30 protein-coding genes and 2 pseudogenes are annotated in these 26,062 nt (G+C 65.8%); 26 read left to right on the top strand and 6 right to left on the bottom strand.

The features are described from left to right. From VSX60_RS15480 to VSX60_RS15470, 3 genes and pseudogenes are all read left to right on the top strand, one after another. Positions 1 to 89, top strand: a pseudogene (locus VSX60_RS15480) (IS5/IS1182 family transposase); the annotation flags it as partial. 231 nt (positions 90 to 320) lie between these two features. After that, complete coding sequence (locus VSX60_RS15475; RefSeq protein WP_327625152.1) at positions 321 to 782, top strand: helix-turn-helix domain-containing protein; 462 nt, start codon at positions 321 to 323, stop codon at positions 780 to 782. After that, on the top strand, positions 782 to 1,282 hold the full coding sequence (locus tag VSX60_RS15470) for a DUF6456 domain-containing protein (protein WP_442873108.1): 501 nt from the start codon (positions 782 to 784) through the stop codon (positions 1,280 to 1,282). The genes VSX60_RS15475 and VSX60_RS15470 overlap by 1 nt, the downstream gene beginning before the upstream one ends. Before the next feature lie 36 nt (positions 1,283 to 1,318). Here the strand turns inward: VSX60_RS15470 and VSX60_RS15465 are convergent, their stop codons facing one another. Beyond that, on the bottom strand, positions 1,319 to 1,741 hold the full coding sequence (locus VSX60_RS15465) for a SufE family protein (protein WP_327625151.1): 423 nt from the start codon (positions 1,739 to 1,741) through the stop codon (positions 1,319 to 1,321). 188 nt (positions 1,742 to 1,929) lie between these two features. Beyond that, a complete protein-coding gene (locus VSX60_RS15460; protein ID WP_327625150.1) occupies positions 1,930 to 2,448 on the bottom strand; it encodes a DUF5330 domain-containing protein in 519 nt (172 codons plus the stop codon). A gap of 421 nt (positions 2,449 to 2,869) precedes the next feature. Here VSX60_RS15460 and VSX60_RS15455 point away from each other — a divergent pair, with 421 nt between their 5' ends. Genes VSX60_RS15455 through VSX60_RS15445 form a run of 3 tightly spaced genes read left to right on the top strand, consistent with a single transcriptional unit; the run spans position 2,870 to position 5,784 of the window. Next, a complete protein-coding gene (locus VSX60_RS15455; protein WP_327625149.1) occupies positions 2,870 to 4,684 on the top strand; it encodes a sensor histidine kinase in 1,815 nt (604 codons plus the stop codon). Between the two features lie 40 nt (positions 4,685 to 4,724). After that, a complete protein-coding gene (locus tag VSX60_RS15450) occupies positions 4,725 to 5,435 on the top strand; it encodes a peptidoglycan-binding domain-containing protein (protein WP_327625148.1) in 711 nt (236 codons plus the stop codon). Between the two features lie 16 nt (positions 5,436 to 5,451). Continuing rightward, positions 5,452 to 5,784, top strand: a complete 333-nt coding sequence (locus VSX60_RS15445) for a DUF1491 family protein (protein ID WP_327625147.1) — start codon at positions 5,452 to 5,454, stop codon at positions 5,782 to 5,784. An 81-nt stretch (positions 5,785 to 5,865) separates the two neighbouring features. Here the strand turns inward: VSX60_RS15445 and VSX60_RS15440 are convergent, their stop codons facing one another. The 4 genes from VSX60_RS15440 to VSX60_RS15425 form a co-directional block, all read right to left on the bottom strand. Beyond that, complete coding sequence (locus VSX60_RS15440) at positions 5,866 to 6,927, bottom strand: hypothetical protein (protein ID WP_327625146.1); 1,062 nt, start codon at positions 6,925 to 6,927, stop codon at positions 5,866 to 5,868. 371 nt (positions 6,928 to 7,298) lie between these two features. Next, on the bottom strand, positions 7,299 to 7,922 hold the full coding sequence (locus VSX60_RS15435) for a DUF1254 domain-containing protein (RefSeq protein ID WP_327625145.1): 624 nt from the start codon (positions 7,920 to 7,922) through the stop codon (positions 7,299 to 7,301). Next, a complete protein-coding gene (locus VSX60_RS15430; RefSeq protein ID WP_327625144.1) occupies positions 7,915 to 8,499 on the bottom strand; it encodes a DUF1214 domain-containing protein in 585 nt (194 codons plus the stop codon). The genes VSX60_RS15435 and VSX60_RS15430 overlap by 8 nt, the downstream gene beginning before the upstream one ends. A 156-nt stretch (positions 8,500 to 8,655) precedes the next feature. Continuing rightward, the gene (locus VSX60_RS15425) at positions 8,656 to 10,809 is read right to left on the bottom strand and encodes a transglycosylase domain-containing protein (protein ID WP_327625143.1); all 2,154 of its coding nucleotides are present in this window, start codon (positions 10,807 to 10,809) and stop codon (positions 8,656 to 8,658) included. Positions 10,810 to 10,970: 161 nt separating this feature from the next. Here VSX60_RS15425 and VSX60_RS15420 point away from each other — a divergent pair, with 161 nt between their 5' ends. The 20 genes and pseudogenes from VSX60_RS15420 to VSX60_RS15325 all read left to right on the top strand — a co-directional run bounded on the left by VSX60_RS15420 (position 10,971) and on the right by VSX60_RS15325 (position 26,042). Next, entirely contained in the window at positions 10,971 to 11,447 is a 477-nt protein-coding gene (locus VSX60_RS15420) for a YcgN family cysteine cluster protein (RefSeq protein ID WP_327625142.1), read from the top strand. 172 nt (positions 11,448 to 11,619) lie between these two features. Continuing rightward, positions 11,620 to 12,102: a hypothetical protein gene (locus VSX60_RS15415; protein WP_327625141.1), complete on the top strand. Its 483-nt coding sequence runs from the start codon at positions 11,620 to 11,622 to the stop codon at positions 12,100 to 12,102. 134 nt (positions 12,103 to 12,236) lie between these two features. Continuing rightward, positions 12,237 to 13,457: a DNA-packaging protein gene (locus VSX60_RS15410; RefSeq protein WP_442873109.1), complete on the top strand. Its 1,221-nt coding sequence runs from the start codon at positions 12,237 to 12,239 to the stop codon at positions 13,455 to 13,457. Positions 13,458 to 13,503: 46 nt separating this feature from the next. Further along, positions 13,504 to 14,711: pseudogene (locus tag VSX60_RS15405) on the top strand (phage portal protein). 157 nt (positions 14,712 to 14,868) lie between these two features. Further along, on the top strand, positions 14,869 to 15,210 hold the full coding sequence (locus VSX60_RS15400; RefSeq protein ID WP_327625140.1) for a DUF6107 family protein: 342 nt from the start codon (positions 14,869 to 14,871) through the stop codon (positions 15,208 to 15,210). Next, complete coding sequence (locus VSX60_RS15395) at positions 15,207 to 15,698, top strand: HK97 family phage prohead protease (RefSeq protein WP_327625139.1); 492 nt, start codon at positions 15,207 to 15,209, stop codon at positions 15,696 to 15,698. The genes VSX60_RS15400 and VSX60_RS15395 overlap by 4 nt, the downstream gene beginning before the upstream one ends. A 59-nt stretch (positions 15,699 to 15,757) precedes the next feature. Next, the gene (locus tag VSX60_RS15390) at positions 15,758 to 17,008 is read left to right on the top strand and encodes a phage major capsid protein (RefSeq protein ID WP_327625138.1); all 1,251 of its coding nucleotides are present in this window, start codon (positions 15,758 to 15,760) and stop codon (positions 17,006 to 17,008) included. 65 nt (positions 17,009 to 17,073) lie between these two features. Then, positions 17,074 to 17,439, top strand: a complete 366-nt coding sequence (locus tag VSX60_RS15385) for a head-tail connector protein (protein ID WP_327625136.1) — start codon at positions 17,074 to 17,076, stop codon at positions 17,437 to 17,439. Beyond that, positions 17,439 to 17,771 (top strand): phage head closure protein, encoded by a 333-nt coding sequence (locus tag VSX60_RS15380; protein WP_327625135.1) that lies wholly within the window; start codon positions 17,439 to 17,441, stop codon positions 17,769 to 17,771. The genes VSX60_RS15385 and VSX60_RS15380 overlap by 1 nt, the downstream gene beginning before the upstream one ends. Continuing rightward, a complete protein-coding gene (locus VSX60_RS15375; RefSeq protein WP_327625134.1) occupies positions 17,771 to 18,025 on the top strand; it encodes a hypothetical protein in 255 nt (84 codons plus the stop codon). Before VSX60_RS15380 ends, VSX60_RS15375 begins: the two co-directional genes overlap by 1 nt. Before the next feature lie 86 nt (positions 18,026 to 18,111). After that, positions 18,112 to 18,522, top strand: a complete 411-nt coding sequence (locus VSX60_RS15370) for a DUF3168 domain-containing protein (protein WP_327625133.1) — start codon at positions 18,112 to 18,114, stop codon at positions 18,520 to 18,522. Positions 18,523 to 18,651: 129 nt separating this feature from the next. Then, a complete protein-coding gene (locus VSX60_RS15365) occupies positions 18,652 to 19,065 on the top strand; it encodes a phage major tail protein, TP901-1 family (protein ID WP_327625132.1) in 414 nt (137 codons plus the stop codon). Positions 19,066 to 19,067: 2 nt separating this feature from the next. After that, positions 19,068 to 19,412 carry a gene transfer agent family protein gene (locus tag VSX60_RS15360; RefSeq protein ID WP_327625131.1) on the top strand — a complete coding sequence of 115 codons (345 nt, stop codon included), beginning with the start codon at positions 19,068 to 19,070 and terminating at the stop codon, positions 19,410 to 19,412. Positions 19,413 to 19,417: 5 nt separating this feature from the next. Further along, positions 19,418 to 19,654, top strand: coding sequence for a rcc01693 family protein (locus tag VSX60_RS15355; protein WP_327625130.1), 237 nt, complete (start codon positions 19,418 to 19,420; stop codon positions 19,652 to 19,654). Positions 19,655 to 19,658: 4 nt separating this feature from the next. Then, entirely contained in the window at positions 19,659 to 20,231 is a 573-nt protein-coding gene (locus tag VSX60_RS15350; RefSeq protein ID WP_442872886.1) for a phage tail tape measure protein, read from the top strand. Between the two features lie 3 nt (positions 20,232 to 20,234). Next, on the top strand, positions 20,235 to 20,876 hold the full coding sequence (locus tag VSX60_RS15345; RefSeq protein ID WP_327625129.1) for a DUF2460 domain-containing protein: 642 nt from the start codon (positions 20,235 to 20,237) through the stop codon (positions 20,874 to 20,876). After that, a complete protein-coding gene (locus tag VSX60_RS15340) occupies positions 20,873 to 21,373 on the top strand; it encodes a DUF2163 domain-containing protein (protein WP_327625128.1) in 501 nt (166 codons plus the stop codon). Before VSX60_RS15345 ends, VSX60_RS15340 begins: the two co-directional genes overlap by 4 nt. Continuing rightward, positions 21,265 to 21,720, top strand: a complete 456-nt coding sequence (locus VSX60_RS15335; RefSeq protein WP_327625153.1) for a DUF2163 domain-containing protein — start codon at positions 21,265 to 21,267, stop codon at positions 21,718 to 21,720. The genes VSX60_RS15340 and VSX60_RS15335 overlap by 109 nt, the downstream gene beginning before the upstream one ends. Then, positions 21,717 to 22,148 (top strand): NlpC/P60 family protein, encoded by a 432-nt coding sequence (locus VSX60_RS15330; RefSeq protein WP_327625127.1) that lies wholly within the window; start codon positions 21,717 to 21,719, stop codon positions 22,146 to 22,148. Before VSX60_RS15335 ends, VSX60_RS15330 begins: the two co-directional genes overlap by 4 nt. A gap of 3 nt (positions 22,149 to 22,151) precedes the next feature. Continuing rightward, positions 22,152 to 26,042 carry a baseplate multidomain protein megatron gene (locus VSX60_RS15325; RefSeq protein WP_327625126.1) on the top strand — a complete coding sequence of 1,297 codons (3,891 nt, stop codon included), beginning with the start codon at positions 22,152 to 22,154 and terminating at the stop codon, positions 26,040 to 26,042. Positions 26,043 to 26,062 lie beyond the last annotated feature (20 nt).

Genomic DNA, 26,062 nt, shown 5'->3' with positions numbered 1-26,062 from the left:
GGCGGCGCATTCACACCCGCTACGATCGTTGCGCCCACACCTTCTTCTCGGCCATCTGCATCGCAGCCGCCGTCATCTTCTGGCTCTGATCAATGAGTCCTGAGCCTAGTCATGCGGACGCTCCGGTGAGTAGTCCGCAAAGAGTCCGGCAATTGGTGGGGGCGGGGATAAAATCCTCTAATCTGGGCTGGCGGGTGGGCGATTAACCCTAATATTTAGAGGGTTTTTCTGCGCATCGCTGAGTGCAATAGGAATTATTTCCCCTTTTGGCAGTGGTGGCCTATAGACGGATTGTCGCCGCCAACAGGAGGTCAAACGCGATGCAGTCCTTTTCCGCAGACCGGGTTTCCACCCGACCGTTGCACCTACCTCCTGTCGCCCGCGGCGATGCGGGGCCGAGGGAAGCCGAGGCAGGCCGCGTTACCGGGATCGATCACCAGGCGGTTTGGCGCACCTGCCGGCTGGCAAGGGAAATCGCCGGCGCCTTCTTCGCCATCCCCGTCCGGGAGATCGAACGGCCCGGCCGGGCGATCGCCAGCGTATGCGAGGCCCGGCACGTCGCCATGTATCTGGCCCATGTCGCCTTCCAGATTCCCTTGTCCGCGATGGCCGAGGGGTTCGGACGCGACCGCACGACGATTGCCTATGCCATTCGCCGCATCGAGGATCGACGCGACGATCAGGCATTCGATTCCGCTGTCGAGCGCTTGGAAGGCTTGGCACACGCGGTCCGTGCGGCGCTCGAAACATGCGATCAGGGATGTGGGCGGGGAGACGCCTGATGGCGGCCTTTGCCGGCTACAATCCAAACGAGTCCCCTTTGGCGCGGCTGGCCCAGCGACGCGGCAAGGGCGGCGAGCCGTTCCTGGCCGAAGCGGAAGCGCTGGCCGGGGAGCGGCTGCGGGCCGATTTCACGCGCGGTCAGTTGATGCCCGGGATCACGCAGCGTTGGGATGCCCAGCCCCACGAGAAGGGGAGCCGGCGCGGTGCGGGCGATTTGTCGGATTCGGCGATCGACGCGCGGCAACGGGTCAATGCCGCGATCAAGGCTGTCGGGCCGGAACTCGCGGGCGTTCTCGTCGACATCTGCTGCTTCCTGAAGGGACTGGAAACCGTCGAGCGGGAACGGCGCTGGCCAGCGCGCTCCGCCAAACTGCTGCTGAAAGCCGGCCTTGGCGTTCTGGCTCGCCATTATGGCATGGCCGGGAGCACCACGTCCCGTTCTTCGCGCATCCGGCAGTGGGGAACGGAGGATTACCGGCCGACGATCAGCGGCCGGTGAATATCCGGCGCCGGGCGCAACGAATGGCGGCGAGGCTCAGGCGGCGGCGAGAGCCTGCCGCGCATCGTCCTTGATCCGCGCAACCATCGAACGGAGGCCGTTGGAGCGCTGCGGTGTCAGATGGTCCTGCAATCCCAGTCGCGCAAAGGTCGCCTCGGCGTCGGCCTCCAAAATCTCGGGCGCGGTACGACCGGAGAAAAGCGCGAGGGCGATGGCGACAAGACCGCGAACGATATGGGCGTCGGATTCACCAAGGAACGACAGACGGGGCGGGCTGGCATCGTCGGTTTGAGTGGTCAGCCAGACCTGACTGACGCAGCCGCGAACCTTGTTGGCCTCGTTGAGTTCAGCCTCCGGCATCGCCGGCAGCGAACGCCCGAGCTCGATCAGATAGCGGTACCGGTCTTCCCAATCGTCGAGGAACTCGAAATCAGCGGTGATGTCTTCGATCGTCGGCATTCTTTCTCCCGAGCGGCCCTCGACCACGATGAAATAGGATCGATTCGATCCGATGTCATGACGATGATCGATTCCAGCCAGTCAGCGCGAAATGCAAGCGGGAAACCGGTTCCCACATTTCCTCATTCCGCGCGAGGTAGCGTTCGTGTCGGACGGTACGCTGGATATAAGGCTATGGGAGGTCGATGTCAGGTGCGGGGCGCCGAACGTGGGATCGGCAGACGCGACAGGGCGGCATGTCCAGGGATCGTCGCGGATGGAAGCAAGACATGCCGCGCATTCGCCGGCTCATCGAGGCGTGGCATGGCAACAGGCTGGCGCGCTTGCGTTGCGCGGGACGAGGCGAGCGACAGGGCGCGGTCGACCGCGCCAGTGACGATCGCGTCCGGATATTGTGAGAGCGGAACCGCCGCCGAATTCCCGGAGGCGGGACTGCCATCTCGCTCTGCCTCGACGAAATTATAGGCAAGGGCAATTCCGTCCCCGATCCGCTCGCCGGCAAAACGGGCCAGATTGCCGCCCGCATCGCACGCCGTCGGTGCCCGGTCGCAAAAGTTGGACAAGTCGGCGATCGCCGCCTGGGCGCCGACAAAAGTGGAAAAGACGTCGACCTGATTTTGGCCGGCATTGTCGCCCTGGTCGCCGCCCGGAAGAAGCATCGCCACGATGCCGAGAAAGAACGCTGATTTCAGAATGAACCGGATCATCAAATTGCCTCTGGACGCTTGCCGGTGAGGGCTGGATCTCTCGGCCCGGTCAATTGCGTTTCGTGAAGGCATAATGCCGACGGGGGACAAAGGCTGCGTTGAAACTGCGAGACATGTTTGATTCAAATTTTACGGATTGCGGATCCCGCGGCTTGTCCACAGCTTCTTTCGAGGGATGCTCGCCCTACGATCGCGGCTGTTTCGCGTGAGGGCGACGGTTCTGTCGCGAAGCATTAACCATAACGGCAATCATCAAGGTCCGAATCTGCCTTTGGCCCGGTAATCTTGGCCGCAGGCGGCGTCGGCGGCGGCATGGTTTATGGCTTCCTTAAACGGTGGTCCGCATTATCGCGATCAAGCCACTGGGTCCGGCATTTTCACAATGGTGGACCCACGAGGCAAGGCGAATGCGAGTGCGTGTATGACAGAGGCGTCGAACAACGGTCGGGCAGTGGCGGCGCCGGCCGGCGCCATGTCGCAGCTTCGCGAACGGTTGGACGAGCTCGTTGCGGCCAAGGTCCTTGTTCCAAGCGAGCGCCGCCTCCAGGGACGAGCGATCGGTGCGCTCATTGTCGCCGGTCTCCTCATGGCGATGGCTTCGCCAGTGCTCGCCGTGCTTCAGGCCGGTGCTCTCGCCGCCGCGACTCCGATGATCATCGCGAGCCTGACTCTGGCTGCCGCGGCCTATCTCTCGGCAACCGGCGCGCTGGATCATGTGGCCTGGCTCGTCGGCACACTTCTTTCCATAACACTCGGGCTGATCGCCTACGCGGTCGAAGCCCCGCTCGCGGCCTGGCTTCTGGTGCTGGCGATCGCGCCGGGGGAGGCGGCTATCGCGGGACGGCGCAAGCTGGCTCTTGGTCTCGCCGGCTCGGCGGCGACCGTTGCCGGCTCGGCGGTGATGCTTGCGGAGAGCGCATCGACGATCCAGCCTGCGGACCTCGCGTCGGCCGTGCTGTTACTCGCCTATGTCGCGACAGTGGCCCGCAGGAGCGCGAAGCGCCCTGCACAGGAGGGACATCCGGCGGGGACATCGGTTCATCCGATGGCCGATGCCGCCGAGCTATTCGGCGCGGCGATGGTGAGCCTCGACGTCGAGGGAAGGATCGTCTTTGCCTCGAAGGGCGCGCGTACGCTGTTTTCGGAAAATGGCGGGAGTATCGAGGGGCTGCGGCTCCTCGACAGCGTGCTGGTGGCCGATCGTATCGCCTTTTTGAAGGCGATGGCCGACGCCAAGACGGACGGCCGCGGCTCTCGCGTCGAAGGGCGGCTTCGCCGCCCGGACGGACAATATGTCCCGGCCGTCATGCGGTTCCTAGTCGCCACGGCGGCCGATGATCGGGCGGCTCTGGTCCACATCGCCATGACGCTCGCCGTCGAAGAAGGCAAGGTGGCACAGGGGCTGCAGGTGGCGCTCGATGCCGCGCACCAATCATCTGCCGCCAAGAGCCAGTTCCTGGCAGCCGTCAGCCACGAGCTCCGCACCCCCCTCAACGCCATTATCGGTTTCTCCGATATTCTGGATCAAGAATTCTTCGGCGGGTTCGAGAGCGAACGGCAGAAGGAATATGTCGGCCTCATCCGCCAATCGGGCCAGCATCTGCTGTCGGTCGTGAACTCACTGCTCGACGTCTCCAAGATCGAGGCCGGTCGATACGAGCTGACGCCCGAGCCGTTTTCAATGGACGAAGCGGTCATCACCGCCGCCGGCGTCGTGCGCGAGGAAGTACGACGCAAGGGCCTGCGACTGGACGTGCGTTCCAGCTGCCAGGGCGAGACGATCATCGCCGACCAGCGTGCCTGTCACCAAATACTTCTGAACCTCTTGTCGAACGCGGTGAAGTTCACGGATTCGGGCGTTATCACGCTCGAAAGCCAGATCGATGCCGGAGCGATCGAGCTTTCGGTGAGCGATACCGGCATCGGGATCGCCGAAGCGGATATAGAGCGGCTAGGCCGACCCTTTACCCAGCTGTCTTCCGGGCCAGCGCGTCGCTATCAAGGCACGGGGCTCGGGCTTTCCCTGGTGAAAGGCTTGGCGGAATTGCATGGTGGCGCCATGACCATTCGCAGTCAGCCAGGGATCGGCACGATGGTGACCGTGCGGCTGCCGACCGACTGCACTCGACGAACAGACAAGTCACAGTCTCTCAAGGAAAATATTGTAGCACTCAGTGATGCCCGTACAAAAACGACACCCCAACCGAAAACCCCCGCGACGCGGCGCACGGCCTAGCTTCGGCGGTCGACTTCTGTCGTTCGGAAAACGCGGCGTGATGGCGGCGGCTGCCGGCGTCTGGCGGCGTCCGGCGTTATCTGCCGGGCTGACGGCCTTCGGCGTGTTGTTCGCAGGAATGGCCGGCAATGCGATCTATGGCCAGGCTGGGCCGCACCCCAGCCCGATCCTGGCCACGCGGGGCGGGGCCGAGGGTATAGAGCGCCCGCGCCTGGCGAACACGCACGGATTGATGCCGGTTCCGCTCGTTCGGGAGGTTCAGGCCGGACTTACTGCAATCGGTCACTACCGTGCGCCCGTCGACGGAAAGCCTGGCCCCGCGACGGAAGCCGCGATCCGCGACTTTCAGAAGGCGCATGGGCTGACAGCCGACGGGGCGGCAACGCCGCTGCTGCTCGCGCAGATCAGACAGGCTTCGGCGGATGCGCCCAACCCCTCGCGGCGACCGGACGAATTCGCCAGCCTCGACGAACGGATGGGCGGCAGCTCCGGCATGGCCGACGGTTCAGCGGAAATTCCAGAGGGATTGGCTGAATCCGGACTTGCCGCGCTCGACCAGGACGAACTCGTGCGCCGTATCCAGGCCGGCCTGACGGCGGCACAGGTCGCCGAACTCTCGTCTGACGGAATTCCCGGTGAGCGGACGCGGGCCGCCATCCGTACCTTCGAGGCCCTGGAGGGGCTGGAGATTACCGGCTCGCCGGATGCTCGGATTCTCGAGCGTCTGATCGAGATTGGCGCAGTCGATTGAGGTCCGTGCCGTAGCGATGCGCATAACCAGCGAACTCTTTGTGGCGCAACTCGTCCGCCGCCTGTTCGCCGCTGGCGGATTTGCCGTCGTGGCTCGTAAGGGGGCCGATTCGGCCGGCGCGATCTACGTGGTGACGCGGAATCGCGCCGGGGAGATCCAGCTTTTCGGGCCGGCGGTTCAAAGCCTCAACGACGACAGCGGCCTGCGGCAATTCATGCCGGAACCGGTCGATGACGAGGCCGCGCTTGAAGCGCGTTTTGCGCGTGAGGCCAGATTCGACCCGGATTTCTGGGTGGTCGAAATCGAAACGGACGACGCGCCGACCTTTCTCCAGATCGTCGAAGGCTGACCCGTATCGACGGGCGTGCCTGTCGCTGACGGCAAATGGCCAGCGCGGAATCACGGCGGGAAGATCGTCAGTCGTCAGGCGTCAGCGTTTGGTGCCGAGTTGCTCGGTTCTGGACGGTAGCACGCGACGCCGGCCGAAGGCGGGGCGAGGGGCCGAGGCTTCAATTCTCGGTTCAAGGTCCGTGTATTGGCGCTGGTGGGTGGCCGGCTTGCGTGCGGGGGGCGCGGAGGAAAGTCCGAAGCGGCCGCGACACGCATCGACGTCGAGGTCTCGATAGGCGGACTTCATCGCGGTGAAGGCGGCAATGTCCAGGCCGATCCGCGGTTTCAGCAGCATGATGATCGTCAAGGCGTCAGCGGGACCCACGCTGATCGCCTTCAAAGCCGCAGCGAGGATCTCGCCGGTCGGATCGTCGATGATCTCCTGCATGCGAGACGCCGTGAGTGTCAGCATGTGCGCGAGACCGTCATAGGCCAATTGCTTGCATCCGGACCGTCCCATTTCGACGACGCCGCCGACCGTTGTCGGGGCGCTGGCCCCGGGCTTGGCGAGATGCTTTCCGGGTTCAGCCAAGCGAAGCAGGGTGGCGCGCGCCGCGCTGACATTCGCTGGCTCGCCCGTGTGCGATTTGGGCGCGACGTTCTCGTCGGCGGCGACGACGTCTGCCGCTTTCTTTTTCGCCGCGCCCAAGGGGGCGATCGTGCGAGCAGGCACGGCGGCCGGGACTGCTGCCTCGGCAAGCTGTGAGAGCGTCGCTTGTTCGGCCGCTCGCCGACGGTCCAGGATACGTTGCAGCTTCGGGCTGGACCTTTTGGCGAGCGTCTCGATATCGTCAGCCGTCAGGCAGGGGCTCGCCAAGAGGAATGGCGCCGCAGTGACGATGGGGGCGGCGATGAGTTTTTCGACGATGCATCGCGGAACCCGCGGGGACTGGGAGAGTGCTGCCGCGAGGGCGCGTTTCGTCTTGGTACCGATCTTGTCCCAGGCCGGGGCGACGAGCCGACCGAATTCGTGCGCCTGCCGCTCGCTCGGATTGCGATGGGCGGCAAAGCTTGCGACGGCGGCAGCCACGATCGTGTCGAAACCGCCTTGGCCGGCCTCCTTTTCGAGTGATCGAAAAATGCTCGGCACGACGTCCTTCATGGGACTCCTGGATGGTTGATCAATGGTTTCCTCGCCGCGAAGAATTACGCAAGATTTCTTAGCAAGCTGTTAACCCTCCTGGGGTCTGCTCTCGCAAGGAGGCCGGCGAGCAACGCGCCGGTGCCGATCAAGTCGGCCAGCCAGAAGGGAAGCGGACCGTGACAGTCGTTCTGAAATTTGTGCCCCGTGGCCCGGCCCCGGCACGCCGGCGAAACGAAATCCGCTCGCGTGAATCAAAGGGCGAGATCATCCTTTTGCCCTGTATTCGTCGTGAATCGCTCGACGCGGCAAGACATCGCTTCGACCGGCACGTCACGAGACCGTGATAAGAAGCGATCGGCATGACGATCGCTTGAGGAGGGCGGTCGGGGTCAGCTGTCGCGATTGTCCGGGCGGCTCGCCACCGCCGGTTCGATTGGCTCACATCGCAGTGAATTGACGAAGGCTCTGGCAGAGGGGCGTTTGCTTTCCTCATCGACCAGGACGCGAATGGTCATGTAGCCTTCGCTCAGGTCGAGTTCCACCGGGATCGTGGTCTCCTCGGTGTCCGGGCCAAGATCGGCATTGAACTCGACGATCTGTTCCTTGCTTCCGACGAGAAGATTGAACATGCCGTCAACGGCCGACCGGTCGTTGATGCTGTAGAGATTGTCGCCGCGCCGGTCGTAGATCGAGGCCGACCAGAAGGGGCTCTCGTCATAGTTGGCAAGGATGCGAACGGGTCCTTTCGCGACCGAGAAGCGGCAACTCGCGGTGACGAATGCGGGGTCGACAAAGGCGAAATCCTGCCGGTCCGACCCCAGCATCGGCGCGATCACGTCCGATCCGGCGCTGCGCAAGGGTTCGACGCTGACGATATCGTAAATTTGCCCAAGGTTGGAGAAACGTGCCCACGCATTGTTTCCCGCGACGTGCGGCATGGCGAAAATCACGGCAATGTGGACGATAACCGCGCCCACCAGGCCGATCGCGACGGCAAGAAGCGGCTTACCCATCGAAGCAGGTCTCCAATTCGATATCGGGCAAGGAAAGACTGTCGACGCCGCTGGATGCGCTGGCGGGAGTGTCATACAGCGCCAGTGCAAGGACGAGCGGCCCTTGACCGGACGTGGCGAGCCAGTTGCCGGCTCTGGCCATAGGGCCGATCGCGACCATGAAGGAATTGTCCTCGGCCCGCATGAGATTGTGCGAGGTCAGCCAGCCAGCCCTGCCGGTGCCGGGCTGGATCAGCCGGCCCTCCGGCGTATACGGGGAGAGTGTCCAGATCCGGGTGGGCGGAGTTTGTCCGGCAATCCTATATTGGCATTGGCGGCGCAGCGGTCGATCCGCACCGTCTCGGTCAGCGGTGAACAAGATGCCTTCGCCAATGCCAAGCGTCAGATTGCCTACCCGCGCCAAACGCGCCTTGGAATAGGGGTCGGCGTCGGGAGAGCCGGCAAATGGATTGGCCGCCCAAGGGCCTACCGTCACGGTGCCGATCTCCGCCGATTCATCCAACGCCCAGTTCGCCGACCAGCCACCGAGGCCGAGCGCGATGGCCAGGGCAATCAGGACGAGGAGGGTGTAACGCATAAGCCAATTATCCGGTCCGATAGATCACGATGAAACAGGACCGAGTCGATCCGATTTCATGAAGGCGATCAATTCCAGTCAGTGAGCGCAGAATGCGGGCGGAAAACCGGTTCCCACTTTTCCTCATTCGGCGCGAGGTCTGAAGCTCCTGGAAGCTTATTGCCGCGCCGGGGCCGCATCGGCCGCCGATCGCGCCGCTGCCAGTTGATCGGGCTCAAGCGGCGGCAAGGTTTCGAGTCGCTCGGCAATGTCGGCCAGGACATCCTCCGCGGCTTTCCTGAGCGTCTGTGGGCCGCGGGCAGCGGGCGCGTCGCCATCGGCCGCGGCAACCTCGCGCTTTTCGTCCGGGAAGGGGTTGTCGATGAACGGGATTGGCTTCAATTCGATATTCTGGTGGGCCGCCTCCATGAAGCGTTGCCAAGTCATTGCGGGTAGCGAGCCGCCCGTCAAATTGTTGGTCGGCTTGAAGCTGTCGTTGCCGAACCAGACGGCAGCACTGAAATTACCGGTGTAGCCGACGAACCAGCCGTCCCGATAACTCTGCGTCGTACCGGTCTTGCCGCCCACACGGGTCATCGAAAGCTGTGCCCGCCTCGCCGTGCCGCGCTCGGTGACGCCGACCAGCATTTCGTTCATCGACTTGGTTGCTTCCTCGCTGAGCACACGGCGACGCGGCGGCAGATCATTCCGCACGTCCCAGAGCGTCTTCCCCGACGCATCCGAAAGCTGCGTGATCGCGTGACGTCGGGTCTCCATGCCGCCATTGACGAAGACACCGTAGGCTGTGGCCTGGTCGAGGACCGTCACTTCGCTCGTCCCGAGCGCCATCGTCTTGTCGCCACGCAGAGGGGATTCCACACCCATCGCCTTCGCTGTGGCGGTCACGGCGTCCATGCCGACTTTCTGGCTGAGCTTGACGGCCGGCACGTTCAGTGAGCGCGCGAGTGCATTGGCCAGCGTCACCCGGCCGGCAAACGACCGGCCGTAGTTTTGCGGTGACCAATTGCCGATGGTGACGGGGCTGTCGACGATAGTATCTTCCGGCTTCATTCCGGCCTGCATCGCCGCGGCATAGATGAAAGCCTTGAACGAGGAACCCGGCTGCCGCAGCGCCCTCGTCGCGCGGTTGAACTGCGAGATTCCGTAGTCTCTTCCGCCGACCACGGCGCGCACGCCGCCATCGTCACCAAGCACCACCATCGCGGCTTCCTCGACGGCGTATTTCGTGCCGAACTGCCGCAGGTGGTATTCGACTGCCTCGTCCGCGAGTTGCTGAAGCCTCAGGTCGATCGTGGCGCGGGCGATAAAATTGCGCTGCTTCAGGCCGCTGTCACGGGCGATCTGCTGGACCTCCTCGAAGGCATAATCGAGGAAGTAGTCGGGCGACTGCGTCACCGAACGGTCAACGGAGATGGCTGGTTGCCGACGAGCGGCCACGACCTGACCCTCGGTGACAAAGTTGGCCTGGACCATATTGGTCAGCACCTCGTTCGCACGAGCGCGGGCCGCCGGCAGATTGATGTGAGGAGCGTATTTGGCGGGAGCCTTGAAGAGACCCGCAAGCATCGCGGCCTCGGCCATCGAGACGTCGCGGATGTTCTTGTCGAAATAGAATTCGGCTGCCGCGGCCGCGCCGAAGCTGCCGCCGCCCATATAGGCGCGGTCGAGATACATCGCGAGAATTTCGCGTTTGGTCAGGTGGGATTCCAGCCAGAGGGAGATGAACGCCTCCTTGATCTTGCGATCCAGGGTCCGCTCATTCGACAGGAACAGGTTCTTGGCCAATTGCTGGGTGAGGGTGGAGCCGCCCTGCACAACGCCGCCGGCGCGTGCGTTTTCCGACAGAGCCCGACCGAGACCGAACAGGTCGATTCCCCAATGCTCAAAGAATCGCCGATCTTCGGTCGCTAGCACCGCCTTGACGAACGAATCGGGCAATTCATCGATCGGCACCTCCGCTGACCTAAGCACGCCGCGTCGCCCGATCTCATCCCCGTGACGATCCAGGAACAGCACCGAGAAGTCGGTTTCTTGCGGCAGTCCCTTGGCGGTGACCTTCATCGCCGGTTGCGCGAGCGCCAAAAGCAGGACGAAACCCGCCAGGCCGAGGGTCATTCCTTCTCCGGCGACCTCGAAAACGAACCGGTTGAAGCCGCGCGCCCGGAACTTGCGTGAGACGATTGTGACGTTTTCCCACCACGCGGCGAAGGCGCGGAAAAATCGCCACAGGCTGGAGTCGATCCAGGCATCGATCTCGATCAATCGCGACGGCTGCCGGCGCCGGGGAGTTCTGTTCGAGGAGTTCTGCAACTTCAACCTGTCACTGTTGGCGGGGGCCAGCGGCCCGTCGCAGCGACGACAAAGCGTGCCGCCCGCGAACCCCGGTTACCAACGTCCCTTTAGAAAACCCTGTCATTCCCATATACCTAGGCCACATGAAAAAGTCGCGAGAAAGGTCAGACATTTCGCCCATGCGTGATTTCGGCAACAAGCCTTTTTGGCGTGAGAAACCGCTTGAGGCGATGAGCTCGCAGGAGTGGGAATCGCTGTGCGACGGCTGCGGACGCTGCTGCCTGAACAAGCTGGAAGACTGGGATACCGGCGAGATCGCGTGGACGAATGTGAGTTGTCAGCTGCTCGACGGACACGCATGCCGGTGCCGCGATTATGAGAACCGGCAAGCCACCGTGCCCGATTGCGTCGCGCTCGATGTGGAAAAGGTGCGTGAGCTGACCTGGCTGCCTCCGACCTGCGCCTATCGCCTGGTGGGCGAGGGGCGCGATCTCTACTGGTGGCATCATCTGTTATCCGGCGATCGAGAGACCGTGCATGAAGCCGGCATATCGGTGCGCGACCGTACGGTCAGCGAAGTGGGGATCGAACTGGAGGACTACGAAGAGTACGTGGCGGAATGGCCCGGGACGAACCCGATGGACGATGCGGCTTGAACAGGTTCGATCGGAAATATGAAAATATTCCTTGACACCGTCACGGTGGTTTGCTAGCTTTCACATACAGTCGAGAAATTGCGGGCGGCGGGGTCTTCACCCCAGCCGCCTTTTCTGTGGGGTATCCTTGATATCCTGCCGAATATCCCGGTAGATGAGAGGGAAGCGGAACATGGTGAAGCTGCCATCGGATCGGCTCTTGGCTCTCCTGACGCGTGAGATCGACGTCTTCGAAATCGCGATAAAGGAATATAAACCGGTCAAAGCGACGCCTGGCCGGTCCGCAGTAGGGCGGCCGAGGGTGGCAGCCGGCGCAGGGACAGACAGGACGCGAGAATTCGTGGCGGCCAAGGAGCGCATCGACCTCCTCGTCCTGATGACCCGCACATTGGAAAAGCTTCTGGAACTGCGACGGCTCGAAATGCTCGCCGCCCAAGGCGGTGACGAGGACGAGGCCGAGACGGCGCGGCTTCGCGAGGAGTTGTTGAACCGGCTGCGCAGCCTCGATGCGCGGCGGCGGGCTGGACCGGCGCTGTTCGACACCGCTACGGGCGCGTTCGCCGGCGACGCCGCGACGCCGCCGAGCGACGGGGCGGCCCCAACGCCGGAGAAGCGGGGCACCGATGAACCGGCCGGCGTGCCGGCAGGGGCCTGATGACGGACGCTGCGGAGCGGGAAGGGAAGATAGAGGGCGGACAAAAGGACGCCCGACCTTTGTCGGACACCGAATTCTGGGACCAGACCGGCGATACCCTTGAGCAAACTCCGGCATCCGCGCTTCGGGCGGCGATGCCGATGTGGCCGTCCTATGCAAGGCCAGCTCAATTGCCGCCGCCCGGCGCGTGGCGGCAATGGCTGCTGATCGGCGGCCGGGGATCCGGCAAGACCCGAGCTGGTGCGGAATGGATGCGGGCGATGGCGGCGGGCGATGGGCTATTCGCCACCCGGCCGCATGGCCGGATCGCACTGATCGCCGAAACGCTCGGTGATGCGCGCGAGGTGATGGTCGACGGCGAAAGCGGGCTAATGGCCGTCTCGACAGGACCGCGGCCGGTTTTCGAGGTGAGCCGCCGCCGGGTGGTGTTTGCGAACGGTGCGATCGCCCAGATCTTTTCGTCGGAGGATCGGGACGCGCTGCGTGGCTACCAATTCGATGCGGCCTGGGGCGATGAATTCGCCAAATGGGTCCATGGCGAGGCCTGTTTCGACAATTTGCAGTTCGGATTGCGACTTGGCGAGCAACCCCGGGCGCTGTTCACGACGACGCCGCGGCCGATCCCGCTCTTGAAGCGGCTGATCGCCGATCCGGCGACGGTGACGAGCCACATGCGAACGGCGGAGAACGCCCGCAATCTCGCGCCTGGCTTTTTGGCCGCGATGGATGCCCGTTATGGCGGCTCCCGGCTCGGGCGACAGGAACTGGAAGGTCTGATGATCGAAGCGCGGGAGGACGCGCTGTTCGATCTACAAGCGATCGAGCGCGCGCGTGTGAGGGCCGCGCCGGATTTGCGACGCATCGTGGTGGCGATCGATCCGCCGGCGACGGCGACGGCGCGCTCCGATGCCTGCGGCATCGTGGCGGCCGGGTGTGCCGCCGACGGCATCGTCTACGTCCTTGCGGATGCCTCGCGCCAAGGGGCCAAACCGCATGAGTGGGCAGGGACGGCGGTGGCGCTTTACGAGCGGCTGGCGGCCGACCGCATCATCGCGGAAGTCAACCAGGGCGGGGATATGGTCGAGGCGGTGATCCGGACCTGCGCACCGCAAGTGCCGTTCCGCGCCGTGCGGGCAAGCCGCGGCAAATGGGTGCGGGCGGAGCCAGTGGCGGCGCTTTACGAACAGGGCCACGTGCGCCATGCGGGACGGTTTCCCGAGCTCGAGGATGAAATGGCCGATTTCGGTCCCGATGGGCTGACGGGCGGCCGGTCACCCGACCGGCTCGACGCACTGGTTTGGGCCGTGACGGCTTTGATGGGACCGGCGCGGGAACCACGGGTTCGTGGCTTTTAAGCCGGGCGGCGCCGAAGACGATAACCTGGAGACATCGATGGGACTGATGACGACGATCGCCGGTTGGCTCGGCGGCGCTGAGACGCGCGCGCCCGTCGGTGCGAATGCCGCGGGACGCGAAAGCAAGGCTGCGGGCTATGCCGGCGGCACGCTGGTGTTCTCGGGCGCGGCCGATCCCGGCGCCTGGAGCGAACGATCCTACGAGGCGCTGGCGCGGCTCGGTTTCATGCAAAACCCGATCGTCTACCGTTCGGTGCGACTGATCGCGGAGACCGCGGCGGCCATTCCCTTTGTTCTTTACGACGGTGCGAATGAGGTCGTCCGGCATCCGATCCTCGATCTGCTGCGCAGGCCGAACACCGCGACGGATGGGCCGAGCCTCATCGAGACGTTGTGCGGCCATCTGCTCCTGTCGGGCAACGCCTATCTCGAGGTGGCAAACTTCGAAAGTGAGATCAAAGCACTGTATTCGCTGCGTCCGGATCGGGTCCGGATCATCGAAGGGCGCGACGGATGGCCGGATGGCTACGAGTACAGGGCCGGCCATTCGGTCCGCCGCATCGCCGCCGAAGGCAGCGACGGCCGGCCAAGCGCGCTCCTGCATGTGCGCCTGTTCCATCCGCTGGCGGAGATGGCCGGCTATTCGCCGCTAGCCGCCGCGCAAACGGCGCTCGACCTGCACAACGCCGCCTCGCGCTGGAACAAGGCGCTGCTGGATAATTCCGCCCGTCCGTCCGGGGCACTGGTCTACCAGCCCACCGACGGCGGCAATCTCGCGCCGGAGCAATTCGACCGCCTCAAGGCTGAGCTCGAAAGCGGCTATGCCGGATCGGCGCGCGCTGGTCGGCCGATGCTGCTCGAAGGCGGGCTGGACTGGAAGGCGATGGCGCTGTCGCCGAAGGACATGGACTTCATCGAGGCCCGCAACGGCGCGGCGCGCGACATCGTGCTGGCCTTCGGCGTGCCGCCGATGCTGCTCGGCATACCGGGCGACCTGACCTACGCGAACTACGCCGAGGCGAACCGCGCCTTTTTCCGGCTGACCGTGCTGCCCTTGATAACCCGGTTGAGCGGAGCGATCGGCGACTGGCTCGGCGGCCATTTCGCGGCGCCCGAGCTTAGGCTCGGCGTCGATCTCGACCAGGTGGACGGCCTAAGCGCCGAACGAGAGGCGCTCTGGCGCGGGTCGGCGCGGCGGACTTCCTGACGCGTTCGGAAAAGCGCGTGGCCGTTGGGTACGGGGCAGAGGAGTAACGCCGAAATCGAGGCCAAAAAAGAGCGGCAACCGATCAGTTCCGCTCCAAAGGCCTGTTTCGCCAACAAGATTTCAGGACGACAGAACGATGCAAACGACCCATGCGATTGTTAACGTGAAGCCTCGTGGCGGCGCTGCCGGCGCCAGGTGGCCACGATGAGCGCCGAGCCGCTGTCGGCCCTGGCGCTGTGGGTCGCCAAGATCGCAGGCGCCGTCGCGGGGTCGGCCATTTCGGTCGCCTATCTATTGCCGCACGGACGGCGCGAGGCGGCGTCGCGATTTCTCATAGGGATTGTCACCGGCGTCGTCTTCGGCCCGCCAGCCGGGCTGATGCTGGCCGAGCATCTGGGTCTCGACGAGACCCTGAGCTCGACGGAGCTGGTGCTGATGGGGTCGGCCTCGGCCAGCCTTTGCGCCTGGTGGGCGCTCGGCATTCTCGCGCGCTTCGCGGAACGGCTGTTCAGCGTCCGGGACAAGGCGCCATGGAGGGACCGATGACCTACGAACAGGCGTCGACCGAACTCGTCGGACCCGACGCTTCCGGTCGTCTGCGGGGCTACGCCGCGATCTTCGGGGACGCGGATCTTGCGGGCGACGTCATCGAGCCCGGCGCGTTTACCGGATCCGTCGTGACGCGGGGCGTGTCGGGCATTCGCATGCTCTGGCAGCACGATCCCGGCCGCCCCGTCGGAACCTGGGCACTGATCCGGGAAGACCGGACGGGGCTCTATGTCGAAGGCCGGCTCGCGCTTCGCACGCAAGCCGGTCACGAGGCGGCCGAACTGATCGCCGCCGGGGCGCTGGACGGGCTGTCGATCGGCTTCAAGACCAAGCTCGCGCGGCGGGCGGTCGGACCGATCCGCCGACGCCTCGTCACCATCGACCTGTGGGAGATCTCTCTGGTGACCTTTCCGATGCAGGAACGCGCACGGCTCATGGCCGGGTCGATCTGGCCCGGCCGGAAACGGCGGGCTGTGGCCGCCTGAGCGCCGATCGCGACGCGACAGTCCGCTGACCATCCATCCCAAGCAGAACGGAGAACCGCATGAGCGACATTTCCAACGCCGCGCCGGAGACGAAGGCGCACGGCCCCGAGGCGGGTTCGGCTTTCCATGACTTCATGGAGGCCTTCGAGAGCTTCCGGGAAGCCAATGACGAACGCCTCGGCGATATCGAGAAGCGCATGAGCGCCGACGTCATCACCGAGGAAAAGGTCGACCGCATCAACAAGGCGCTCGAAGAGCAGGAGCGGCGCTTCGAGCGGTTGGTGCTGAAGGAGACCCGCCCGGCGCTCGGAGGTTTGGAGCGCCGGCAGAACGCCGGTCCGAGCGAGCATAAGCAGGCCTTCGAGCGCTATGTCCGCGCCGGTGACGAACAGGGCATGCGCCGGATCGAGGAAAAGGCGATGTCGAGCCTGACCGGAGCCGACGGCGGCTTCCTGGTGCCCGACGAGACGGAAACCGAGATCGGCCGGCGCCTCGCGGCGATCTCGCCGATCCGCTCCATCGCCACGGTGCGCACGGTCTCCGCCGCGGTCCTGAAGAAGCCCTTCGCGATCTCCGGGGCGCAGACCGGCTGGGTGGGCGAATCCGACGCCCGGCCGCAGACGACGGCGCCGCAGCTCGCCGAACTCACCTTTCCGACCATGGAACTCTACGCCATGCCGGCGGCGACGAACGCGCTGCTCGATGACGCGGCGGTCGATATCGACCGGTGGATCGGCGAGGAGGTCGAACAGGCCTTCGCGGCCCAGGAGGGCACCGCTTTCGTCAATGGCGACGGCATAGCCAAGCCGAAGGGCTTCATGACCTATCCAACGGTAGCAGAAAGCGCCTGGGCGTGGGGTTCGATCGGCACCGTCGCCACCGGCGCTGCCGGCGGTTTCGCGGCCAGCGGCGCGGCGGACGCAGTGCTCGATCTCGTCTATGCGCTGAAGGCCGGCTATCGGCAGAACGCCAGCTTCGTCATGAACCGGCGCACGCAGGCGGCCGTGCGCAAGTTGAAGGACGCTGACGGCACCTATCTGTGGCAACCGCCGACCGGCGCCGGCGCACGGGCAACGTTGATGGGCTTTCCGATGGTCGAGGCGGAAGACATGCCCGACATCGCGATGGGCGCGAAGGCGATCGCTTTCGGTGATTTCGGCCGGTTCTACCTCGTCGTGGACCGGCAGGGTGTGCGGGTGCTGCGCGATCCTTACTCGGCCAAGCCCTACGTCCTCTTCTATACGACCAAGCGCGTCGGCGGCGGCGTCCAGGACTTCGACGCCGCCAAGTTCCTCGACTTCTCGCTCTGAGCTTCCCCTGACAGCACCGGCCGGGCAGAACTCTTGCCCGGCCGTTTCCTTTTCCGGAGACGATGATGACGATGATCGACCTTGGCGGTGGCGTCGAGCCGATGACGGCCGCCGATATCAAGATCTGGGCCAGGATCGACCGTGCGGACGAGGACGGGCTGATCGCGAATCTGATCCGCGCCGCCCGCGAAACCATCGAGGCGATCCGGCTGTCGCCAGCAGTGAGGATGGCGGCGGCGAACGGCGTGGAGGTCGAGTTCGAGGCGGGGTTCGCGGTCGGCATGGTTCCGGAGAACCTGCTTCTGGCGCTGCGAACCATCGTGGCGGCGTCGTATGAGTTGCGGGCCGCTGTCGATCCTTCCCAACAGCCGGCCGTCCTTCCTCCGCTGGCCCGCTCGCTACTCGCCCCCTATCGCAGGGTCCGAATCTGATGGCGCCGCTGTTTCTCGACCCGGCGCTGCTGCGCAAACGCGCAGTTCTGGAAACCGCCGATCTTACGCCGGATGGCGCCGGCGGCGCGTCGACCACATGGCGGGAGCTTCGCGAGCTCTCGGTGCATGTCGAGCCGGTCTCGGTGGTCGCTCGCGAGCGCTTCGATCAGCATGAGGTGGTGGTGACCCATCGGGTGATCTGCCGCTGGACGACCGACGTCGAGCGCGGTCGCGCGTTTCGCCTGGGCACGCGCCGCCTCGCTATCCTTTCGGTGCATGATCCGGACGAGACCGGGCGGTTTCTGGTGTGCCGCTGCGCGGAGGAACGCTGATGCGTATCGAAGCGCGGCTCAAGCGCCTTCGTCTCGGCGCGGCCGCCCATCGCGTGATTGGCGCGGCGCTGGGCAAGGTGCGGCGTACGGGTGGAGAAGCGAGGATTCAATCTCTGCCTTCAACATCGCGAATCCTTAACATTCCCGAGGCATGGTCGATGCTACACGCCGAAGTGTCCGGCAGAACGCTACAAGGCGGGAACGGCGACGCAGAAGCCCCGTTAACGACTCACGACGAGGTTACGAAAATTTAAACCAAACGGTCACGAGCGCCCCTGACAGGAAGGTGCTACACTCCATATATCAACCTGTCAGAAAACGTGAGCGAGGATTTCTGGCCATGGCACATCCCAGCGCTGAATTACAGACGACGATCTTCCAGACACTGACCTCAGACCAGGCCCTGACGACCCTGCTCGGCGGGCCGAAAGTGTTCGACCGCCGTCCGGAACGAGCGAGTTTTCCCTATCTGACGTTCGGCCGAACGGCGGTCGTCGATTGGTCCACAGGGACCGAGGATGGGGCGGAGCATATCCTGACCCTGCACGTGTGGGCGAAGGGCGGCGGCAAGCGCGAGACTTATGAAATCATGGACAAGGTTGCCAGCAAGCTGAACGACGCGACCCTGCCGCTGGAAGGGCACCATCTGGTCAACCTCCAGCTCCAGTTCGCCGAGGCGCGGCAGGAGCCGGACGCGCCGACTTACCACGGCATCCTGCGGTTCCGGGCTGTGACCGAACCGCTGGCCTGATCGCGGGGGCCTATCCGAGATAGCGGCGAGCGCCGCGTCGACATCGATGAAATCAAATCATGGGCGGTCCTTCGGGGCCGCCTTTTTTGTTGGCCGGCTCGCCGGCCGCGCGGGAAAGGACAACGCGACATGGCCGCCCAGAAAGGCAAGGACCTGCTTCTCAAGGTCGACGACAATGGCGACGGCAGCTTCACGACGGTAGCGGGGCTTCGAACGCGGCGGATCGCGTTCAACGCCGAAAGCGTCGACATCACCGACACCGAAAGCGCCGGGCGATGGCGCGAGCTGCTCGGCGGAGCCGGGGTGCAGCGCGCAGCGCTGTCCGGGGCGGGCATCTTCAAGGATGCCGCCTCGGACGCCGCGCTCAGGCAGATCTTCTTCGACGGCCGCGTCGCGCCGTTTCAGGCGGTCATTCCGGATTTCGGCACGATCACCGGGCCGTTCCAGGTGACGGCGCTCGAATATGCCGGCGAGCACAATGGCGAGGTCACCTTCGAGGCAACGCTGGAATCGGCCGGCGCGCTGACCTTCGCGGTGCTGTGAGGATGGCGGTCAATCGGCGGCGCGGCGAAGTTTCCGCAATCATCGATGGGCGTGAGCGCACGCTCTGTCTGACCCTCGGCGCGCTCGCCGAACTCGAAGACGCCTTTGCCTCGGACAATCTGGCGGCGCTCGCCGAACGCTTCGGCGGCGGGCGGCTCTCGGCGCGCGACCTGATGCGCATTCTCGCCGCCGGATTGCGCGGGGCCGGGACGGATGCCAGCGAAGCCGACGTCGCCGCGATGCAAGTCGATGGCGGGGTCGCCGGGGCGGCGACCGTGGCGGCGGCGCTGCTTTCGGCCGCTTTCGGACAGCCGGAGGAGGCGAGCGAGGCACCCGCAAACCCTTGAGCGCCGTGCCGGTAGCGCAAGGGGCCTCCGGCACGGCTTTCCCTTGGCAGGAAGCGATGGAGGCAGGGCTCGGGCTGCTGCGGCTTTCGCCCCAATCCTTCTGGGTGATGACGCCGCGCGAGCTGGCCGCCGCGCTGGCGCCCCTGACCGCGACCGGCGGCGCGATACCCCCGCAACGGGCCGATCTGGCCGCGCTGATGCGGCGCTTCCCCGACTGGGGCACATCACAAGCACAGAGGTGAACGGATGGAACCGGACGAGACGTTGAACGTCGCGATCGTGGCGGACACAAGCGGCTTCGAGCGGGCGATGGGCGATCTGACTCAAAGGGCGAACGCCTTCGGCTCGGCGATCACCTCCGCGCTGAAGGGTGCCGTTGCCGGCGGCCGATCCTTCGACAGCGTGCTGCGCCAGCTCGGGCAGCGCATTTCCACCATCGCACTCGACGCAGCGCTGCGGCCGCTGACCAACATCGCGTCGAGCTTCATCGGCAAGGCGGTTGGCGGATTGACCGGTGCCCTGACGGCTTCAACCCCGACGGGCATTCTGCCCTTTGCCAAGGGCGGCGTCGTCGCGGCGCCAAGCTATTTTCCGACCGGTGGCAAGCTCGGCCTGATGGGCGAGGCGGGGGCGGAGGCGATCCTGCCGCTGAAGCGCGGCGCCGACGGGACCCTGGGCGTCGCAACACCGGCGGCGGGCGCAGGACCGTCGATCGTCTTCAATGTGACGACCCCGGACGCGACCAGCTTCAAGCGCTCGGAGGCGCAGATCCAGGCGATGCTTGCGCGCGCCGCGAGCCGTGGCCGGCGGGGGTTGTAGGAAATGGCCATCGAAGCCTTCAGCGAAGAACGGTTTCCGCTGCGCGTCTCATTCGGCACCAGCGGCGGGCCGGAGCGTCGGACCGAGATCGTGCGCCTGTCGACCGGCTACGAGCACCGCAACCAGCGTCATCGCCATTCGGCCCGACGCTACGATGCCGGCTCGGGGGTCAGGAGCCTCGCCGACCTTGCCGCGGTGCTCGACTTCTTCGAGGCGCGGCGCGGCAAGCTCACCGGGTTCCGCTTTCGCGATCCGCTCGACTGGCGCTCGTCGAATTACGGGCAGGCGGTCACGGCCTTCGACCAGATGATCGGTATTGGCGATGGCGCGACGGCGGTCTTTCCGTTGCTGAAAATCTATGGTGACGGGGACGCGGCCTATAGCCGGCCGATCGAAAAACCGGTGCCGGGGACCGTCCGGATCGCCGTCGACGGGACCGAACTCGCCGCCGGCACGGATTTCAACGTCGATACGGCCAGCGGCGGAGTGACCCTGTCGGTGGCGCCGGCCGTTGGCCTCTCGATCACCGCCGGCTTCGAATTCGACGTGCCGGTGCGCTTCGACATGGACCAGCTCGCCGTCAATGTCGCGGCGTTCGAGGCCGGCGACATCCCATCCATTCCGTTGATCGAGGTGCGGCCATGAGGCAGATCCCTTCCGGGCTGGCGGAGCGTCTGGAAAGCCCGGCGACGACGCTGGCCCATTGCTGGCGCCTGACCCGGCGCGACGGCGTGGTTCTCGGCTTCACCGATCACGACGAGGCGCTGACCTTCGACGGAACCCGTTTCGAGGCGGCAACCGGACTGACCGGCGGCGAGGCCGAAGAAGCGCTGGGGCTGGCCGCGCCGACGCGCGAGGTCGAGGGCGCGCTGTCCTCGGCGGCGATCGGCGAGGCCGACATTCGCGCCGGCCGCTTCGACGCGGCGCGGGTCGAGACCTTCGTGGTCGACTGGCAGAATCCCGCTGACTTCGTGCTAATGGATGTCGCGGAACTCGGAGAGGTCAAGCATGGCGAGACCGGGTGCGCGGACGCATCTATCGGCGTCGCTGCGACGCGGTCTTTGGCGATGCCCGCTGCCGGTTTCCGGCGTCCGACCCGCCCTATTCCATCGAAGCCGTCGTCAATGGCGGAGAGGGTGTAACGATCCTGATCGACGGTGATCTGGGCGGTGCGCCGGGCGGCTTCGATCACGGCCGGCTGGAGTTTCTCGATGGCGCTGCGGTGGGGCTTGCCGCCGATATCGTTGCGGCGAGCGAAACCGGGCTCGGCACGGTTCGCCTTTCGCTCTCCGAGTCGATCGACGCGGGCTTCGTTGCCGGCGACCGGTTGCGGCTGAACCAGGGCTGCGACAAGCGCTTTTCCACTTGCCGCGACCGTTTCGCCAATTCCACGAATTTTCGTGGCTTCCCGCATATGCCGGGCAGCGACGCGGCGCTGGCGGTGGCCAAGGCGGACGGCATCCATGACGGCTCGCCGGTGGTGCCATGAGCGAGCTTGCGCCGTCTCGCGCGCTCGCCGCAGCCCGCGCGTTTCTTGGTACGCCCTATCGTCATCAGGGCAGCCGGCAGGGCGTCGGCTGCGACTGTCTCGGCCTGTTGCGCGGTGTCTGGCGCGCGCTCTATGGGCAAGAACCGGAAGATCCCGGTCCCTACGGCGTCGACTGGTCGATCCGGGGCGGCCCGGACCGGTTGCTGGACGCCGCGCGGCGGCATCTGATCGCGGTCGATATCGCCGATGCCCGGCCGGGCGACGTCGTGCTGTTTCGATGGCGCGGCGGCGCACCGGCGGCGCATTGCGGCATTCTCGACGAAAGCGGCCGGCTGATCCACGCCTATGAAGGCGCGACCGTGGTTTCTTCGCCGATGCCGCAGGCCTGGACCCGCCGCATCGCCGGCGTCTTTCGTTTTCCGGAGTAGGTCATGGCCACGATTCTTCTGCAGGCGGCCGGCGGCCTGGTTGGCGGCGTGCTCGGCGGTCCGCTCGGCGCCGTTCTAGGCCGCGCGGCCGGCGCGCTCGCCGGGGCATCGCTCGACGCCTCGCTGTTCGGCGGCACGCGCCGCAGCGAGGGGCCGAGGCTCGGCAACAGCCGCATCATGGAAGCGGACGAGGGCGCCGGTATCGCCAAGGTCTACGGCACGGCGCGGGTCGCAGGTCAGGTGATCTGGACGACGCGCTTCGAGGAGGTCGCGACCACCGAACGGCGCGGCGGCAAGGGCGGCGGCCCGCGCATCGAAACGACGACCTACAGCTATTACGGCAATGTCGCGGTCGGGCTTTGCGAAGGGCCGATCGCTGGCGTCAGGCGGGTGTGGGCGGACGGCGAGGAACTCGATCTTACCGAGACGGTCCACCGTGTCTATCGCGGCGACGAAACGCAAGAGGCCGATCCGCTGATCGAGGCCCGGCAAGGGGCCGGCAACGCGCCCGCCTATCGCGGGCTCGCCTATATCGTGTTTGAGCGGATGCCGCTGGAACGCTGGGGCAACCGCTTGCCGCAGATCTCCTGTGAAATCCTGCGTCCGGTCGGGCGGCTCGAAACCGACTTGCGGGCGATCACCATCATCCCGGGCGCCAGCGAACACGGCCTCGACCCGATGCCGGTGCGCGAACGGCTCGGCGCGGGCGAGGACCGGGTCGTCAACCGCAACGTCCTCCACGGTTTCAGCGACTGGACGGCCGCGCTCGACGAACTCGGCGCGCTCTGCCCGTCGCTCGAGCGGGCCGCCCTCGTCGTTTCCTGGTTCGGCGACGATCTGCGCGCCGGACGTTGCGACCTTCGGCCGGGTGTGGAGATCGTCCAACGCGATGAAACCGAGGTCTGGCGCGCCGGCTCCGTCGATCGGGTCGGTGCGCGGCTGGTCAGTTCCATCGACGGCGGGCCGGCCTTCGGCGGCACGCCCAGCGACCAAGGCGTGCTGAGGGTTATCGCCGATCTCAAGGCGCGCGGGCTGAAAGTGACCTATTACCCCTTCATCCTGATGGATGTGCCGCCTGGAAACGGACTTGCCGACCCCTATGGCGGCGTGGAGCAGGCGGCGTTTCCCTGGCGCGGGCGGATGACGCTCGACATCGCCACCGGTCGCGCCGGCTCGGCCGACGGCACGGCGGCGGCGCGAGCCGATATCGCGGCGTTTCTCGGAACAGTCGCGCCGCAGCACTTCACGCTGACGACAACCGGCGTCGAATATACCGGGCCGGACGAATGGTCCTATCGGCGCATGATCCTGCATCAGGCGAAGCTCGCGGCGGCGGCCGGGGTCGATGCGTTCGTCATCGGTTCGGAGATGCGCGGGTTGACGCGAATTCGCGATCAGGATGGCCGCTTTCCCTTCGTCGAGGGGCTGATCGCCATCGCCGCCGAGGTCAAGGCCATGATGCCGACGGCCGTCGTCACCTACGCGGCCGATTGGAGCGAATATTTTGGCTACCAGCCGACGGACGGCTCGGGCAATGTCTTCTACAATCTCGATCCGCTCTGGGCCTCGCCGTCGATCGACGTCGTCGGCATCGACAATTACCTGCCGCTGGCCGACTGGCGGGACGGCGACCTCGATGCGGACCCGGCGGGACCGTCCTCGCAATACGATCGGGACGGGCTGCGAGCCGGGATCGGCGGTGGCGAATATTACGACTGGTACTATGCCACCGATGCCGATCGGGCGGCACGCATCCGCACGCCGATCACCGACGGTGCGGCGGGCAAGCCGTGGGTCTACCGCGCCAAGGATGTGGCGAACTGGTGGTCGAACCCGCATGTCGAGCGCCGCGCCGGGGTCGAGACCGCCGGAACCTCCGCATGGGTGCCGATGTCGAAACCGGTGTGGTTCACCGAACTTGGCTGCCCGGCGATCGACAAGGGCGCGAACCAGCCGAATGTCTTCGTCGACCCGAAATCGTCGGAAAGCCTCGTGCCATATTTTTCCGCCGGAGGTCGCGACGACCTCGCGCAGCGGCGGTTCCTCGAAGCGCAGTTGGCGTATTGGGACCCTGCGTCGCCGGACTTTTCGACCGCCGCCAATCCGATTTCGCCGGTCTATGGCGGTCGGATGGTCGATCCGGCCGCGATCCATGTTTGGACCTGGGACGCGCGGCCCTATCCCGCCTTCCCGACGCGCGGCGACCTGTGGAGCGACGGCGGCAATTGGCGTCGGGGCCACTGGCTGAGTGGGCGCCTGGCCAACGCGCCGGCCGACGTCTTGATCGCCGCCATCTTGGAGGACCACGGCATCGCGGATTACGACGTCTCGGCCGTCGATTCCTGCGTGACCGGTTACGTCGCCGCCGGTCCCGGCACGGCGCGCGAGACGCTCGAGGATCTTCTGCGGCTGACCGGCACCGTCGTGCATGTTGCGGCCGGGCGACTGATTTTCCGCTCGCTTGCCTCGCTGCGATCGAGCCGAGAGATCGGGATATTCGCCGACGAGGACGGCCCTTATGTCGAACTGCGGCGTGGCGAGGCAAGCGAGCGGCCGGAGGAGATCGCGCTCGGGTTTCTCGATCCGGCGCGGGCCTATCAGCCCGGTTCGGCCGAAGCGGTGCGGGCCAGCGCCGCTCATCCCCGCAAGGACATCATCCAGCTTCCGGTGGTGCTCGACGAGGCGCAAGCGAAGGAATTGGCCGCGGCGATGCTGCGGGAGGCGAGCGGCGTGGCCGAGACCGCTCGGTTCGGCGTTGCACCGTCGCTCTTGTCGCTGGAGTCAGGCGATGTTGTCGGCCTCGCGGAGCGTCCCGGCGCCTGGTTGGTGAACCGGATCGAATCGGGTGCCTCCCGCCGTATCGAAGCGCGGCGTCTGCCGGCGCGTAGGGGCTCGCTTGCCGACCAGGGGGAGCCTCCAACCCCGCCGCGGCCGCCGGCTCTCGCGATCGCCTCGCGGCCACTGGTGCATCTCCTCGACCTGCCGCTTCCCGAGGGAGGGCAGGGCATTGATGGTGCGCGGTTCGCGGTGCAGGCCAAGCCCTGGCCGGGCTATTCCATCGCCACATCCCGGCAGGGCGGCGCTTTCCTGGAGCGAGCGACGGCGACACGCCCGGCAACCACTGGCTGGTTGATCGCGGCGCTGGGTGCGGGGCCGGAAGGACGTCTGGATCGCGGGAACACGATTACGCTGCGGCTCGACAGGGGCGCGCTCTACGCAATTTCTAGGGGCGAACTGCTGGATGGCGGCAATCTCTGCGCGGTGTGGAGCTCGACGGGGGCTTGGGAAGTGCTGCAATTCGAGAGGGCGGCGGAGATCGCGCCCGGCGTCTTCGAGTTGCGGGATCTGCTGCGCGCCCAGGGCGGCACCGAAGACGCGATGGTCGTGGGAGCACCAACTGGGGCGGCGTTCGTCTTGCTCGACGCGGCCTGCGAGCCGCTTGGACTGACGACGTCGGACGTCGGCCGCGAGATGGAAGTCCGCGTGGCTCCGCTCGGCCGGGCGCTTGACGATCCCGCAACGGTGACGATCACCGCCACGCTTGGTCGGCGCGCGGTCAAACCGCTGTCGCCGGTGCATGCGAAAGCCGCCTTCGACGCGGCGGGCGCGGTGGCCTTGTCGTGGATTCGCCGAACCCGCGTCGGCGGCGACAATTGGGATGGCCCCGACGTGCCGCTCGGCGAAGAACAGGAACTCTACCGCATCGAGGTCGGCGACGGATCGGGGGCCGTTTTGGTGCGCGAGCCCGCAACGCCGGCATTGGTGCTCACGGCTGAAGAGCAGACCGCCGTGTTCGGCGCGCTGCCCGCCGAGCTTGTCGCCACCATCGCCCAGGTCGGCCCGGTCTGGGGCGTGGGGACTGCTCGGCAGACGATTTTTTCCCGACCGGCGTGACCGCCGGCGCAACAGCAAGG

It is taken from the genome of Aurantimonas sp. A3-2-R12, assembly GCF_036016755.1.
GTDB lineage: Bacteria > Pseudomonadota > Alphaproteobacteria > Rhizobiales > Rhizobiaceae > Aurantimonas > Aurantimonas coralicida_A.
Note: the sequence above shows the minus strand (reverse complement) of the source record. Positions and strands in the feature narration are given on the sequence as shown.